The sequence below is a fragment of the Flavobacterium terrae genome, from assembly GCF_900142035.1.
In the GTDB taxonomy this organism is placed as follows: domain Bacteria; phylum Bacteroidota; class Bacteroidia; order Flavobacteriales; family Flavobacteriaceae; genus Flavobacterium; species Flavobacterium terrae.
Window position 1 is genome coordinate 348,973 of record NZ_FQZI01000002.1, and the last position, 14,080, is coordinate 363,052.

The 14,080-nt window shown below is 32.2% G+C and carries 14 protein-coding genes; 8 read left to right on the forward strand and 6 right to left on the reverse strand.

The genetic code is table 11. The features are described 5' to 3' along the window. Positions 1-27 precede the first annotated feature (27 nt). The 7 genes from BUC09_RS05915 (at position 28) to BUC09_RS05945 (ending at position 6,704) form a co-directional block, all read left to right on the forward strand. Complete coding sequence (locus tag BUC09_RS05915; protein ID WP_073309628.1) at positions 28-1,155, forward strand: methionine aminotransferase; 1,128 nt, start codon at positions 28-30, stop codon at positions 1,153-1,155. Positions 1,156-1,289: 134 nt separating this feature from the next. Next, positions 1,290-2,054 (forward strand): ParA family protein, encoded by a 765-nt coding sequence (locus tag BUC09_RS05920; protein ID WP_073309630.1) that lies wholly within the window; start codon positions 1,290-1,292, stop codon positions 2,052-2,054. Between the two features lie 8 nt (positions 2,055-2,062). Then, entirely contained in the window at positions 2,063-2,965 is a 903-nt protein-coding gene (locus BUC09_RS05925; RefSeq protein ID WP_073309632.1) for a ParB/RepB/Spo0J family partition protein, read from the forward strand. Next, positions 2,965-3,525: a DUF5683 domain-containing protein gene (locus tag BUC09_RS05930; protein WP_073309634.1), complete on the forward strand. Its 561-nt coding sequence runs from the start codon at positions 2,965-2,967 to the stop codon at positions 3,523-3,525. Before BUC09_RS05925 ends, BUC09_RS05930 begins: the two co-directional genes overlap by 1 nt. A 56-nt stretch (positions 3,526-3,581) precedes the next feature. Then, a complete protein-coding gene (gene dapB / locus BUC09_RS05935) occupies positions 3,582-4,289 on the forward strand; it encodes a 4-hydroxy-tetrahydrodipicolinate reductase (RefSeq protein ID WP_073309635.1) in 708 nt (235 codons plus the stop codon). Positions 4,290-4,337: 48 nt separating this feature from the next. Beyond that, positions 4,338-6,038, forward strand: coding sequence for a signal peptidase I (gene lepB, locus BUC09_RS05940; protein WP_073309637.1), 1,701 nt, complete (start codon positions 4,338-4,340; stop codon positions 6,036-6,038). A 54-nt stretch (positions 6,039-6,092) separates the two neighbouring features. After that, positions 6,093-6,704: a WbqC family protein gene (locus BUC09_RS05945; RefSeq protein WP_073309639.1), complete on the forward strand. Its 612-nt coding sequence runs from the start codon at positions 6,093-6,095 to the stop codon at positions 6,702-6,704. On the opposite strand, the gene BUC09_RS05950 is transcribed toward BUC09_RS05945, so the two are convergent. The 6 genes from BUC09_RS05950 to BUC09_RS05975 form a co-directional block, all read right to left on the reverse strand. Further along, the gene (locus BUC09_RS05950) at positions 6,701-7,756 is read right to left on the reverse strand and encodes an endonuclease/exonuclease/phosphatase family protein (protein WP_073310386.1); all 1,056 of its coding nucleotides are present in this window, start codon (positions 7,754-7,756) and stop codon (positions 6,701-6,703) included. The genes BUC09_RS05945 and BUC09_RS05950 overlap by 4 nt on opposite strands. A gap of 36 nt (positions 7,757-7,792) precedes the next feature. Then, the gene (locus tag BUC09_RS05955; protein WP_073309640.1) at positions 7,793-8,677 is read right to left on the reverse strand and encodes a rhomboid family intramembrane serine protease; all 885 of its coding nucleotides are present in this window, start codon (positions 8,675-8,677) and stop codon (positions 7,793-7,795) included. A 31-nt stretch (positions 8,678-8,708) separates the two neighbouring features. Beyond that, the gene (locus BUC09_RS05960; RefSeq protein WP_143161872.1) at positions 8,709-9,455 is read right to left on the reverse strand and encodes a rhomboid family intramembrane serine protease; all 747 of its coding nucleotides are present in this window, start codon (positions 9,453-9,455) and stop codon (positions 8,709-8,711) included. Then, positions 9,452-11,302: a DNA mismatch repair endonuclease MutL gene (gene mutL, locus BUC09_RS05965; protein WP_073309641.1), complete on the reverse strand. Its 1,851-nt coding sequence runs from the start codon at positions 11,300-11,302 to the stop codon at positions 9,452-9,454. Before mutL ends, BUC09_RS05960 begins: the two co-directional genes overlap by 4 nt. A 182-nt stretch (positions 11,303-11,484) precedes the next feature. Beyond that, positions 11,485-11,973, reverse strand: coding sequence for a 6,7-dimethyl-8-ribityllumazine synthase (gene ribH / locus BUC09_RS05970; protein ID WP_073309642.1), 489 nt, complete (start codon positions 11,971-11,973; stop codon positions 11,485-11,487). A gap of 79 nt (positions 11,974-12,052) precedes the next feature. Further along, positions 12,053-12,844, reverse strand: a complete 792-nt coding sequence (locus tag BUC09_RS05975) for a tetratricopeptide repeat protein (RefSeq protein ID WP_073309644.1) — start codon at positions 12,842-12,844, stop codon at positions 12,053-12,055. A 139-nt stretch (positions 12,845-12,983) separates the two neighbouring features. On the opposite strand from BUC09_RS05975, the gene recF reads away from it, so the two are divergent. Then, positions 12,984-14,063, forward strand: coding sequence for a DNA replication/repair protein RecF (recF, locus tag BUC09_RS05980; protein WP_073309646.1), 1,080 nt, complete (start codon positions 12,984-12,986; stop codon positions 14,061-14,063). Positions 14,064-14,080: the final 17 nt, after the last annotated feature.

The window sequence follows — 14,080 nt, forward strand, 5'->3', positions numbered from 1 at the left end:
TCTTATTTGTTTTCTTAAATTTGGGCCATGTCAAAATTACCCAATATCACAACTAGCATTTTTTCTGTAATGTCGCAATTAGCGAATGAGCACAGAGCTATCAATTTATCACAAGGTTTCCCTAACTTTCCAGAAGACGAACGTTTATTGCAAATTTCTGAACGTTTAATTAGAGAAAACATCCATCAATATACTCCAATGGCAGGTTTACCTTCGCTAATGGAAAAAATTGCAGCTCAAACTACTAAACAATACGGAAGAATTGTTAATACATCTACCGAAATGCTTATTACCGCAGGCGCTACTCAAGGCGTTTTTACTACAATTAACACCTTTGTTTCGGCTGGTGATGAAGTGATTATATTGGATCCTAGTTATGATAGCTACGAACCATCGGTTCTAGTGGCGGGAGGAATACCTGTTCGTGTTTCGTTAAACGAGGATTACACGCCCAACTTCAATCGAATTGAAAACGCTATCACTTCCAAAACCAAAATGATTGTCATCAATAATCCGCACAATCCTACAGGTAGAATTTGGACAGAAAAAGATTTTGAATCACTAGAAACCATCTTAGAAAAACATCCACAAATTTTAATCTTGGGTGATGAAGTATACGAATACATTACTTTTACCCAACCTCATATTTCATTCAATACTCGAAAAAAATTAAAACATCGCACGGTAATCGCTTCTTCTTTTGGAAAATCATTACATGTTACGGGTTGGAAAGTGGGTTATCTAATAGCGCCTGAAAATTTAATGTCCGAGATGAAAAAAGTGCATCAGTTTTTAGTTTTTAGCGTAAATAGTTTTTCGCAACATGCCATTGCTCACTATCTTGATGTAGTAGATTTTAACGAAGTATCTAAAATGTATCTTCGAAAAAGAGATTTATTTCAAAACCTAATTCGTGATAGTCGTTTTGAGCTGATGCCTTGCGATGGTACGTATTTTCAAGTAGTGAACTACAAAGAGATATCGAAACTGAACGATGTTGATTTTGCTAAAGCATTAATCACAAAGCACGGTGTAGCTGCAATTCCAATTTCGGTTTTTTACAACGACGCCACAGACAGAAGTATGCTTCGTTTTTGTTTTGCCAAAACTGATGAAACATTAATTGCAGCTGCTGAAAAATTATGTAGAATTTAATCTAGTTCAATAATATTTTTTTTACAACTCTCTGTTTATAGGGCACGGAATCATTTTGTCAAAATGTTAACAAAATAGATTTTCAAAACCCATAAATAATTGTATTTTTACGGCTCAAAATTTCAAAAAATCAGATGGGTAAAATCATTGCAATTGCTAATCAAAAAGGTGGAGTTGGAAAAACGACAACTTCTATCAACCTAGCGGCCGCTTTAGGCGTTTTAGAAAAAAAAGTATTGCTTATAGATGCAGATCCTCAGGCAAATGCCAGCTCTGGCTTAGGCATTGATGTAGAAAGTGTCGAGATAGGTACTTATCAAATCCTTGAGCATAGTAACACGCCTGAAGAGGCTACTATTAAAAGCTCATCGCCTAATGTTGAAGTGATTCCTGCACACATCGATCTAGTTGCTATCGAAATTGAACTAGTAGATAAAGAAAACAGAGAATACATGCTTAAGCAAGCTTTAGAATCTGTTAAGGATAAATACGACTATATCATTATAGATTGTGCTCCATCGTTAGGATTATTAACACTTAATGCGCTTACTGCTGCAAACAGTGTTGTAATCCCTATTCAATGCGAATATTTTGCACTTGAAGGTTTAGGAAAGTTACTTAACACTATAAAAAGTGTTCAAAAAATACACAATCCTGATTTAGACATTGAAGGATTATTGTTAACAATGTATGATTCACGTTTACGTTTATCAAATCAAGTGGTTGAAGAGGTTCAAAAACATTTCAACAATATGGTATTTGAAACAGTGATACAACGTAACATCAAATTAAGTGAAGCTCCTAGTTATGGAGAAAGCATCATTAATTATGACGCTACAAGCAAAGGAGCAACAAACTACTTACATTTAGCAGAAGAAATAATTAAGAAAAATAGTTAAAATAGTATATGGCATTAGCGAAAAAACAGGCAATGGGAAGAGGGTTATCTGCGTTATTGAAAGATCCTGAAAACGATATCAAATCAGTTACAGATAAAAATGCTGACAAAGTAGTTGGTAATATTATCGAATTAGATATTGAAGCTATCGAAATTAACCCGTTTCAGCCTCGTACCAATTTTAATGAAGAATCTTTACAAGAATTAGCCACTTCTATTCGCGAACTTGGTGTAATACAACCTATTACAGTTCGTAAAATGGAATTTAACAAATACCAATTAATTTCTGGGGAACGTCGTTTACGTGCTTCAAAAATTGTTGGTCTAAAAACTGTTCCTGCTTACATCCGATTAGCTGACGACAACGAGTCGTTAACTATGGCTTTAGTAGAAAACATTCAACGTCATGATTTAGATCCAATCGAAATTGCTTTATCATACCAACGTTTAATGGATGAAATTCAGTTAACTCAAGAACAAGTTAGTGACCGTGTTGGTAAAAAAAGATCAACAGTAGCAAACTACATGCGTTTATTAAAACTTGACCCAATAATCCAAACCGGTATTCGTGATGGATTCATTTCTATGGGGCATGGTCGTGCTATTATTAATATTGACAACCACGATGATCAAGCTGATATTTACCAAAAAATAGTTAGCCAAAATCTTTCTGTACGTGAAACAGAAGCTTTAGTAAAAGCTTACCATGAAGGCACTCCAGAAAAGGCGATTCCTTCTTCAAAAAATAATGATGCTTCTTTTGATGTAAAATCTGAAGACAAAAAAGCATTTGCAAATTATTTTGGAGCTAAAGTAGATGTGAAAGTAGCCGGAAATGGTAAAGGTAAAATCACTATTCCTTTTACTTCGGAAGAAGATTTTAACAGAATTCTTAAATTGATTAACAGTTAGTGAAAAGCTGGTTATACATATTTATTTTTTGTGCTATTACTGGGAATTTTTCAAGTTTTGGTCAAGAAGAAATTAAACTAATCGCCTCAGATACTGTTACCAAAACCATAGATCCTTTAAGACCTGCAAAAGCCGCTTTTTATTCGGCAGTTTTACCGGGTTTAGGGCAAGCTTACAATAAAAGGTATTGGAAAATTCCTATTGTTTATATTGCTTTAGGTACAGGTATTTATTCGTACACTTGGAATCAAAAAAGATACGACAGATATCGTGATGCTTACAAACAACGTTTAGTTCTTGGCGAAAATAGTAATGACCGCTACCAAGGTCTTTTAAGTACTGATCGATTAATTGACGCACAAAAATACCATCAACGCAATAGAGATTTATCTTTACTAATCACTGCTGCCTTGTATGCTCTTAACATTATTGATGCTAATGTTGACGCTCATTTACAACAATTTAACGTAAATGGTGATTTAACTATACGACCTGAAATCCAAACTAATGAATTCAACTACAAACAAAACGTTGGACTTAGTTTAAATTATAAATTCTAACAATTAATTGGATTATTGATAAAATTCTTTAATCCCTTAATTTAAAATAATAAACAGTGAAAATTGCACTTTTAGGATACGGAAAAATGGGTAAAGTGATTGAAAGAATCGCTTTAGAACGTGGTCATGAAATTGTATTACGCAAATCAAGCCAAGATAGTTTTGATGGACTTAAAAATGCAGATGTAGCAATCGATTTTAGTGTCCCAAGTAGTGCAGTATGTAACATTTCTGAATGTTTTGCTACTAACATTCCAGTGATAAGTGGTACAACAGGCTGGTTAGAAAAATATGATGAAATAGTTTCGCTTTGTAAAGAAAAAAATGGCGCTTTTATATATGGTTCTAACTTTAGTTTGGGAGTCAACATTTTTTTTGAATTGAATGATTATTTAGCTAAAATGATGGCTAATTTAAATCAGTACAAAGTATCGATGGAAGAAATTCATCATACTCAAAAACTTGATGCTCCAAGTGGAACTGCAATATCACTAGCTAATGGAATTATAGAAAATTCTGCTTATGAATCATGGACACTTGATACTCCGTCAGAGAATCAAATACACATTGATGCTAAAAGAATAGAAAATATTCCAGGTACACATAGCATTTTTTATGATAGTGAAGTGGATCAAATAGAAATTAAACATACAGCACATAACCGCGAAGGTTTTGCCCTTGGATCAGTTATTGCAGCAGAATGGTTAATAGGAAAAAAAGGAATTTTCACAATGAAAGACGTCCTCTTTAACAACAATAAATAATTCAACTTTAGAAGTAAAATTCAAAAGCAAACATAAAAAGGTAAAAAAATGACAGCATTACAGTGGTTTATATTTTTCTTAGTAGTTCAAATCATTCATGGATTAGGAACATGGAAACTATATGAAAAAGCAGGTAGAAAATCATGGGAAGCTTTTATTCCTGTTTACAATTCAATTGTATTGATGAAAATAATAAACAGACCTACTTGGTGGACTGCTTTATTATTTATTCCAATTATAAACCTAATTATGTTCATTGTTGTTTGGGTGGAAACACTACGCAGTTTTGGTAAAAATTCAACAAAAGATACACTTTTAGGGGTTCTTACTTTAGGTTTTTACATATACTACGTCAACTATTTTGAAAATGTAGAATACATCAAAGACAGAAGTTTAGTGGCTAAAACTCAAGTTGGCGATACTATAAGCTCTTTATTGTATGCAATTGTTGTAGCAACCCTAGTGCATACTTATGTAATGCAACCTTTTACGATTCCTACTTCATCATTAGAAAAAACACTATTAGTTGGGGATTTCTTATTTGTGAGTAAATTTCACTACGGAGCTAGAACACCTAAAACCGCAGTGGCTTTACCAATGGTTCACGATAGTTTATTAGTAGTTAAAGAAAAATCATATTTAAGCTGGCCGCAATTACCGTCTTTCCGTTTTCCAGGAATCCAAAGTATAAAAAGAAATGACATTGTTGTCTTCAATTGGCCAATAGACACTGTATATTTCTTTAGAGATGCTTCTCATAGACATATTGACAAACCATTAGACAAACGTTCTAATTATGTAAAAAGATGTGTTGGTTTGCCTGGTGATAATTTATCTATAAAAAATGGCGATATTTTTATAAACAATAAAAAACAAACTTATTCTGACAGAACCAAACTTCAGTTTATTTACAAAGTTAAATCGAAAAACGGTGTATCTACAGAGTTAATAAAAGAGTCAGGTTCAACTGAATTTAGCAGAACATATATAGCATATTTTGAAAGCCAAGAGCAAATTGACGCTATTATCCCTTTTGTTAAGAGTTCTTATTCTAATCCTGACAAATCAGCAACTTTAATCACAGAAAGCAATGGCATTCCTGATAATGTAGCAATCGCATTATCATTAAATATCAAAGAAATATATCCTCTAGAAAGAGAAGCAAATCTCACTTTTGAAGGAGCAGAAAAAATAAAAAAATCTGGACTTGTTGATTCAATTGAAAAAATAATTCTTCCAAAAGAAAGTCAAAGTCATTCTATGTTTCCTCACAATAATGATTGGTCTTTAGATAATTTTGGTCCAATCTATATCCCGGAAGCTAACAAAACAGTTGTTTTAAACAAAGAAACCCTTCCTTTCTACAAACGTCTTATAACAGTTTATGAAGGCAATAAATTAGAGGAAAAATGGGGAAAAATCTATATTAACGACAAAGAAGCTACAAACTACACTTTTAAACAAGATTATTACTGGATGATGGGAGATAACCGTCATAACTCAGAAGACAGTCGTTACTGGGGATTTGTACCTTTTGATCATGTTGTGGGTAAACCAGTTTTTATCTGGTGGAGTGTTGATCCTAACGTTCCATGGAGCAAAGCTATCGATAAAGTGCGTTGGGATAGATTATTTTGTACTGTGGGAGGTGATGGACAACCAACATCATATTTCAAATATTTCTTGATTGCACTTGTATTGTGGTTTGGTTACGATTTTTACAAAAGAAAAAAAGCTAAAAAAGCATAATATAAAACAATGCTAAATCAGTAAAATGGTTTAGCATTTTTTAAATAATTCGCAATGGACATTTTAATACATCCTACCTACTTTCCTTCAATAAGTCATTTCGTGGCAATCATTAAAGCTAATTCTGTTACATTTGAAATGGAAGACAACTTTCAAAAACAAACCAACAGAAATAGGATGTATATTTATAGTCCAAATGGAATTCAGCTTTTAAACATTCCTATAAAACATTCTAAAGAAATACACCAAAAAACTAAAGATGTTCGTTTAGAAACCGCATTCGATTGGCAAAAACAGCACTTTAAATCATTAGAAGCAGCTTACAGAACTTCACCTTTCTTTGAATATTATGAAGATGCCATCGCGCCTATATTCACAAAAAAACATACTTTTTTAATGGATCTTAATTTCGAAACTATTGAAATTGTAAAAAAATGTCTAGGTCTTACTTTTGAAGCAAACAAAACCATTGAATATTTTCACGAAGTTCCATCATTTGATGATTACAGAATTTTAGCAAATGGAAAAAAAGACAATTCTAATTTTGATGAATATACTCAAGTTTTTGAAGAAAAGCATGGCTACATTAACAATCTAAGCATTTTAGATTTGTTATTTAATGAAGGTCGTTATGCCTTAGAATATTTAAAAAAACAATCTATTTAATTCTTTAGTTCTACTCTTGCCATTACAGGCAGGTGATCAGAATTAATGAATTCAGGGAAGTTTGTAAAACTCTTAACTGTCATTCTTGGATCTGCAAAAATATAGTCAATACGAGCAGGATAATACTTAAAATTATAGGTTTGACCAAAGCCTTTACCAGCTTCCTCAAAACCATCTTGCAAATCGCCTTTGATTACTCTATATACATAGGAAAAAGCACTGTTATTCATATCCCCACAAACAACTAATGGAAGTTTTGATGTCTTTTTGTGCTCCATTATTATTTCGGCTTGTTGCTGTTGCTTTTTGAAAGCTTCACTAATGCGCTTAAAAAGCATTTGTGATTTTTCTTGATTAATTCCTTCTACATTTTCAGACATTTCATTCACATCTGGTGAAATTTTTATAGACTCTAAATGAATATTATAAATTCTAACAATATCTTTTCCCACTTTAATATCAGCAAATATCGCATCATTATTAGAATTAGGAAATTCAATTTTACCTTCTTCTACAATAGGGAATTTTGAAAAAATAGCATTACCTGATTTTATCTGATCCCCTTTCATAAAAATGGCACGATAAGGATAAATTTTTAAATCAATTTTTGCAGATGCTGATGTAGAATATTCCTGAATACAAAGCACATCAGGATTATTTTCATTAACAAATTTCAAAATATCTTGAGCGACATCATCTCGAGGAATCCAATTAAAAAGATTAAGTAATCGGACATTGTAAGTCATCACCACAAAATCCTTATCAGACACTTCTTTTTCTATAGATGAAAATTTATAAAACTTATTGATAAAAGTTATTCCCAAAAGTAAAACTAAACCTGACAAAAACATTTGCTTTTTAAACTGCAAACACCAATAGGCAAAAAACAAAGCATTAACAATCAAAAATAAGGGCAAAATAAGTGTTAAAACTGACAATAAGGGAAACCACTTAGGTGCTAAAAAAGGAAGCACATAAGCGAGGAAAGTCAATATAGTCAACACAATATTGAGAAAAAATATAATTTTATTAAACCACGAAAGGTTTTTCATCATAACTTATCTAGTTCAAAATCAACTTAAACAAATTCACTTTCCAGCTCTAAACAAGAAATCTTTTTCTTCTTTAGTAAGACTGTCATATCCTGACTGACTTATTTTATCTAAAATTTCATCTATTTGCTGTTGCGTTTTGTCTTTAATTACTACTCTGCTTGTTGTTTTTGTAGGATTACTAGATTTGGGATTTTTATGAATTTTCTTAAATGGGGCCGATTTTTTTGGTGAAAATAGATTTGCAAAGAAATCTAAAAGAGAATTAAATCCAGAGGTTAAATCAGTTCCAGCTTGCAATGCTTTTATAAATACAAACCCGAAAACTGCTCCTCCTATATGTGCTAAATGTCCTCCTGTATTTTCTAGAGGTAATTGAATTAAATCTAGTACTAAAAAAACAACAGCAATGTGCCAAAGTTTCACATTCCCTATAAGTAACAACCTTATATTCATGTATGGGCTATATGTTGTTGTGGCAACCAATATTGCCATTACAGATGCAGAAGCACCTACTAACAGGGTACTTTGATTTTGCAACAAAGGAAAAACAAAATACGACAATAAATACAATACTCCTCCAAATAGACCTCCTAATACATACAATGCAAATAATTGCTTTTGAGTAAAGAAAGTCACAAATAATTTACCGCAAAAATTAAGCATAATCATATTAAATAGAATATGCATAAAACCTGAATGAAAGAAAGAATACGAAACAATCGTCCAAGGTTTAATCAGGAAACTACTAAAATTTGAAGGCAATCCAACCAAATTATAATAGTTGAACTGTACATTAAAAAGTCTTAATAAAGCAACTGCAACACTAGGAATAGTAAATAACAATATGTTCCAAAATATTAATTTGGTGGTCATATCCCCTATTCTATATTCTAATTTAAAATCGTTTATTAAACTCATTTAAGTAACAATGATATACAATTATAATAAATTAATTCCAACGACGGTCATTAAATGAATTTTTCTTCCAATACCACATCATAATAAAACCAACTATGGCTCCACCTATATGTGCAAAATGAGCAATCCCCGTACCTCCTCCAAATATGGACCCTCCTTTAACTCCTAAAAATAAATCAATAGCTAATAAACCTGGCACAAAATACTTTGCTTTAATAGGAATTGGAATAAACATAAGTGCTAATTCAGCATTAGGAAACATAAATGCAAATGCAGTTAGCAAACCATAAATGGCCCCTGAAGCTCCCACTGCTGGAACTATGTAAGCAGAAATAAATTCAGTAAAATCATTTTTGGTTAAAATTTGTTCCCAATTTAAGTTATACTGTCCTTCTTTAAGCAAGTTCATAATATCATCAACTTTTTCTCCGTTAGCAACCAATGTTTCTAAACCAGAATGAAAGTTGTAATAGTTCACCAAACTATGTAGCAATGCAGCTCCAAAACCACATGAAAGATAAAAGAATAAAAACTTTTTACTTCCCCAAAAGTGTTCTAATGCAGAACCAAAAGAATACAAAGCAAACATATTGAAAAAAATATGTGCTATGTTTCCATGCATAAACATATGTGTTAAGGGTTGCCAAACTCTAAAAGCACTGCTTTCAAAATAATGAAGCGAAAGCAACTGTTCAGCTTGTGGCACAAATTGAGTTCCAACAAAGAAAATAATATTAATTATTAACAACTGTTTTACTGTTGGTGTTATTTGTATCATACACTAAATTTTTTATCTAAATCTTCAACACTTATAGTGATGAAGGTTGGTTTATTAAAAGGCGAAACAGAGTTTTCTTTACATGCAAATAAATTGTTTACCAAGTTTTCTTGAGCAGCTTCAGTCAAAATGGCTCCTGTTTTAACTGCTAAACTCTTAGCCATAGACTTTGCCATACTGTCTATTTGACTAAAACTACTTTCTGGAATTTCGTCTTGTAAATCAGCCACTAGTTGTTCAAGAACAATCGAAGCTTCACTCTCAGAAACAGTAACCGGTAATCCTGAAATCACAACAGAATCCTGTCCTATTGCATCAAATATAAAACCTGTATTTTCAAGTGATGGTCTTAATTCATTAATAAGACTCATTTCATTACCTGAGAAATACAATGTAATAGGAAACAATAATTGTTGGCTATTCGCATGATGAACAGTAATGTTAGTTAAAAACTGCTCATACAAAACTCTTTGATGTGCTCTTTGCTGATCAATTATTAACATGCCAGATTTTATTGGGCTAACAATATACTTTTTATGAATTTGATAAGTAACAGTTTTAGGCTTTTCTACTTCAGAATCCGCAAACAATGAGTTAATCGTTACTTCAGACTCAAAATGCATTTCTTGAGGCTCAAAAGTATCCTTTAAACCTACATACAAACTTTCCCACGACTGTGTTTCTTTTTTTGGCTTATAACCACCAGAACTAAAATTACTTGTGGTAGTTTTCTTTTCTTGCTCAAAAGGATTAAAAGTACTATCTACCTGAATGGTAGGAAAATCGACTTCTTTATTTTGAAAACTATAAGGCGTATCTAAAGTAGCATCTCTTTCGAAATCCAAGACCGGCGCAACATTAAATTGTCCCAAACTATGTTTTACTGCAGAGCGCAAAATGGCATACAATGCATGCTCATCGTCAAATTTTATTTCAGTTTTTGTTGGATGAATATTAATATCTATGGTATGCGGAGGCACACTTAAATACAAGAAATAACTTGGCTGAGCGCCATCACGTAATAATCCTTCATAAGCAGCCATTATCGCATGATGCAAATAGCCGCTTTTAATAAAACGATCATTAACAAAGAAAAACTGTTCTCCTTTATTTTTTTTGGCGAACTCAGGTTTTCCTATAAATCCATCAATAGTTACAATTTCTGTATTCTCTTGAACAGGAACTAACTTTTCATTCGTTTTTCCTGAAAAAATATTCACTATACGTTGACGTAAATTGGATTGCGGTAAGTTAAACAACTCGCTTCCATTATGATACATCGTAAAATGAATGTTCGAATGTGCTAAAACTACTCTTTGAAATTCATCAATAATATGACGAAGCTCAACTACATCAGACTTTAAGAAATTTCTGCGTGCCGGTATATTGAAAAATAAGTTTTTTACTGAAAATGAAGTCCCTTTGGGTAAAACAGAAGGCTCTTGCGAAGTGAATTTACTTCCTTCAATAACAAGATGTGTTCCTAATTCGTCCTGATCTTGCTTTGTTTTTAATTCAACATGTGCAATTGCCGCAATTGAAGCTAGTGCTTCACCACGAAAACCTTTGGTATGTAAATCAAATAAATCCTCTGCTTTTCTTATTTTAGAAGTTGCATGGCGCTCAAAACACAATCGAGCATCGGTAACATTCATCCCTTTTCCGTTATCTATAACTTGAATAAGTGTTTTACCAGCATCTTTACAAATAAGCTTGATATCTGTTGCACCAGCGTCAATGGCATTTTCCAACAACTCTTTAACTACAGATGCAGGACGTTGCACCACTTCGCCAGCAGCAATTTGGTTAGCAACATGATCAGGAAGTAATTGGATTATACTTGACATTGAAAAATTTAATCTTTTGAGTTATGAGCATGTTTAAAACTCATATAGGACAAATTTAAAGAAAACAAATGGGTTTTAATAGCCAATAAAATCTTAATTATTGACAAAAAATGTCATTCTGAATAAGGCTAAGTTTATACTCTACCTAGTACTCAGAACGACATTCATTAAAGCTTTTGTGCTTAAGCCTTTTTTCTTAAGTCAGCCATTTTAATTGCTGCGATGGCCGCTTCAGTCCCTTTATTACCGTGAACACCTCCACTTCTATCTATGGATTGTTGTTCATTGTTATCTGTTAACAAACAAAAAATAGTTGGAACATCTGTTTGAACATTCAAATCTTTTATTCCTTGTGTAACACCTTCACACACAAATTCAAAATGCATTGTTTCTCCTTTGATTACACAACCAATAGTAATAACACAATCAACATTTTGAGTTTCAATCATTTTTTTAGCTCCGTAAATTAATTCGAAACCACCTGGAACATTCCAACGAACTATATTTTCTGGTAAAGCGCCACAATCTAACAAAGCAGCTTCTGCACCATTATAAAGCCCTTCTGTGATTTTGTCGTTCCATTCTGAAACAACAATCCCAAACCGAAAATCTTTCGCGTTTGGGATTGTATTTTTATCGTAATTTGATAAGTTTTTATTTGCTGTAGCCATCTAAAATTTAGAATTTAGAATTTAGAATTCAGAAAAAAGATTAGAAATCTCTAACCTTATATTTCTAATTTCTAACTTCTTATTGAGCTAATCCAATTAAAGCATCTACGTTCATTGCTTCTGGAGCATCTTCGTAGCTTTCTTTAATTTCTGTAAAATATTTTAAAGCATCTGCTTTTTTACCTGTTGACAAAGCAACTTGTCCCGCTTTCATTAAGAAACGTGGAGTTGTAACATCATTCTTAGCACTTTCAGCAGCCTTAACATAAAACTCTAATGCTTGCTCAGGTTTTTTTAATTCAGAATAAGCATCTCCTATCGCTCCAATTGCTAAAGCATTTGTAAACTCATCTTTAGTTTTAAATTCAGACAAATGATCAATCGCTTTTTGGAACTGCTTAGTATTCAAGAAAGACATACCTGCGTAGTACTGTGCTAAATTTCCTGCATCAGAACTTCCGTGATTTTTAATAATATCTAAGAAACCTTGTTTTCCTTCACCTCCATTTAATGCTAAGTTGTATAATGAATCACTAGCTACAGGAGCATCAACTGCTTTTTGGAAATATTGTTGTGCTTGGAACATATCGCTAGCAGCTTCATTTTCTGCAGGTCCAGAAACAAATTTGCTGTATAACAAATATCCAGCAACCACAAGAGCAATTCCTCCAACAACTGATAAAATAATGTTTTGATTTTTTGCAATGAACTCTTCCGTTTTTGAAGCTGTTTCATCTAACGTATTAAAAACCGTAGCTGTAGTACTGTCTTTTTCATCAATGTTAACTACTTCTTCAAGATCATTTACATTTTCTACTTTTTCAGCTTCAGGCTTTGGAGCTTTGTATCCTCTTTTATTGTAAGTTGCCATTTATATAAAAATTAGTGAGGTGCAAAAATAAAATTTTTATTGAAAAACAAAACATCTTTAGCGATATTTTTAATATTTTGCAAAGCTTTTATAATAATGGTCTTTTTACTCACAATTCCGCTGTAATTTTCAGTTTTTCATGCACTTAAAAAAAATCTCTCTTTTAAATTTTAAAAACTTCAGTGAAGCTAATTTTAATTTTGAGCATAAAATAAATTGTTTCGTAGGAAAAAACGGCGTAGGAAAAACAAATATCCTTGATGCAATTTTTCATTTAGCTTTTGGAAAAAGTTATTTCAACACCCTTTCTGTTCAAAATATAAAACATGGCGAAGAGTTTTTTGTCATCGACGGAGAGTTCGAAAAACAAAATCGCTCAGAACAAATTTTGTGTAGCCTAAAAAAAGGGCAAAAAAAAATCCTAAAAAGAAACGGAAAGCTTTACGAGAAATTTTCAGACCATTTAGGTTTTATTCCTCTAGTAATAATTTCACCTACAGATGCTGATTTGATTCGAGAAGGGAGTGAAACCAGAAGAAGGTTTATTGATAGTGTTATCTCTCAGCTGGACAACGTTTATCTTCATCAATTAATCAACTACCAAAAGATTTTACAGCAACGCAATGCTTTATTAAAATATTTCGCTGCTAACAGAGTATTTGATAATGAAACTTTGGAAATATACAACGAGCAACTGGCTACTTTTGGAAGTACAATTTATGAAAAGCGTAAATCATTTCTAGAGGAATTCATTCCAATTTTTAATCATTATTATCAAGATATTTCAAACTCTTCTGAACAAGTACAATTAGTATACGAAAGCCAACTTGAAAGCCTTGATCTTTTATCACTATTACGCGAAAACATAAACAAAGACAAAGCACTACAATACACCAGCGTAGGCATACACAAAGATGATTTATCTTTTGAAATTGAAAATCATTCTATCAAAAAATTTGGCTCTCAAGGACAGCAAAAATCCTTTCTGATTGCTCTAAAACTAGCTCAATTTGAATTTGTAAAAAAACAAAGCGGTGAAAAACCTATTTTGCTTTTTGACGACATTTTTGACAAACTTGATGAAATGAGAGTATCTAAAATTGTAGCTATGGTCAACAATGAAAGTTTTGGCCAATTATTTATATCAGACACCCATCCAGAACGTACCGAAAGCATAGTAAAACAGACGCATCAGAGTTATAAAATATTCAACATTTAATTTATATCTTAGCATAA

Bases quoted from the DNA above. Each gene is read 5' to 3' on its own strand.
- BUC09_RS05975 (WP_073309644.1), bottom strand. From the start codon at position 12,844: ATGGCAACTTACAATAAAAGAGGATACAAAGCTCCAAAGCCTGAAGCT.
- BUC09_RS05915 (WP_073309628.1), top strand. From the start codon at position 28: ATGTCAAAATTACCCAATATCACAACTAGCATTTTTTCTGTAATGTCG.
- recF (WP_073309646.1), top strand. From the start codon at position 12,984: ATGCACTTAAAAAAAATCTCTCTTTTAAATTTTAAAAACTTCAGTGAA.
- BUC09_RS05945 (WP_073309639.1), top strand. From the start codon at position 6,093: ATGGACATTTTAATACATCCTACCTACTTTCCTTCAATAAGTCATTTC.
- BUC09_RS05950 (WP_073310386.1), bottom strand. From the start codon at position 7,756: ATGAAAAACCTTTCGTGGTTTAATAAAATTATATTTTTTCTCAATATT.
- BUC09_RS05955 (WP_073309640.1), bottom strand. From the start codon at position 8,677: ATGAGTTTAATAAACGATTTTAAATTAGAATATAGAATAGGGGATATG.
- lepB (WP_073309637.1), top strand. From the start codon at position 4,338: ATGACAGCATTACAGTGGTTTATATTTTTCTTAGTAGTTCAAATCATT.
- BUC09_RS05960 (WP_143161872.1), bottom strand. From the start codon at position 9,455: ATGATACAAATAACACCAACAGTAAAACAGTTGTTAATAATTAATATT.
- ribH (WP_073309642.1), bottom strand. From the start codon at position 11,973: ATGGCTACAGCAAATAAAAACTTATCAAATTACGATAAAAATACAATC.
- BUC09_RS05920 (WP_073309630.1), top strand. From the start codon at position 1,290: ATGGGTAAAATCATTGCAATTGCTAATCAAAAAGGTGGAGTTGGAAAA.
- BUC09_RS05925 (WP_073309632.1), top strand. From the start codon at position 2,063: ATGGCATTAGCGAAAAAACAGGCAATGGGAAGAGGGTTATCTGCGTTA.
- mutL (WP_073309641.1), bottom strand. From the start codon at position 11,302: ATGTCAAGTATAATCCAATTACTTCCTGATCATGTTGCTAACCAAATT.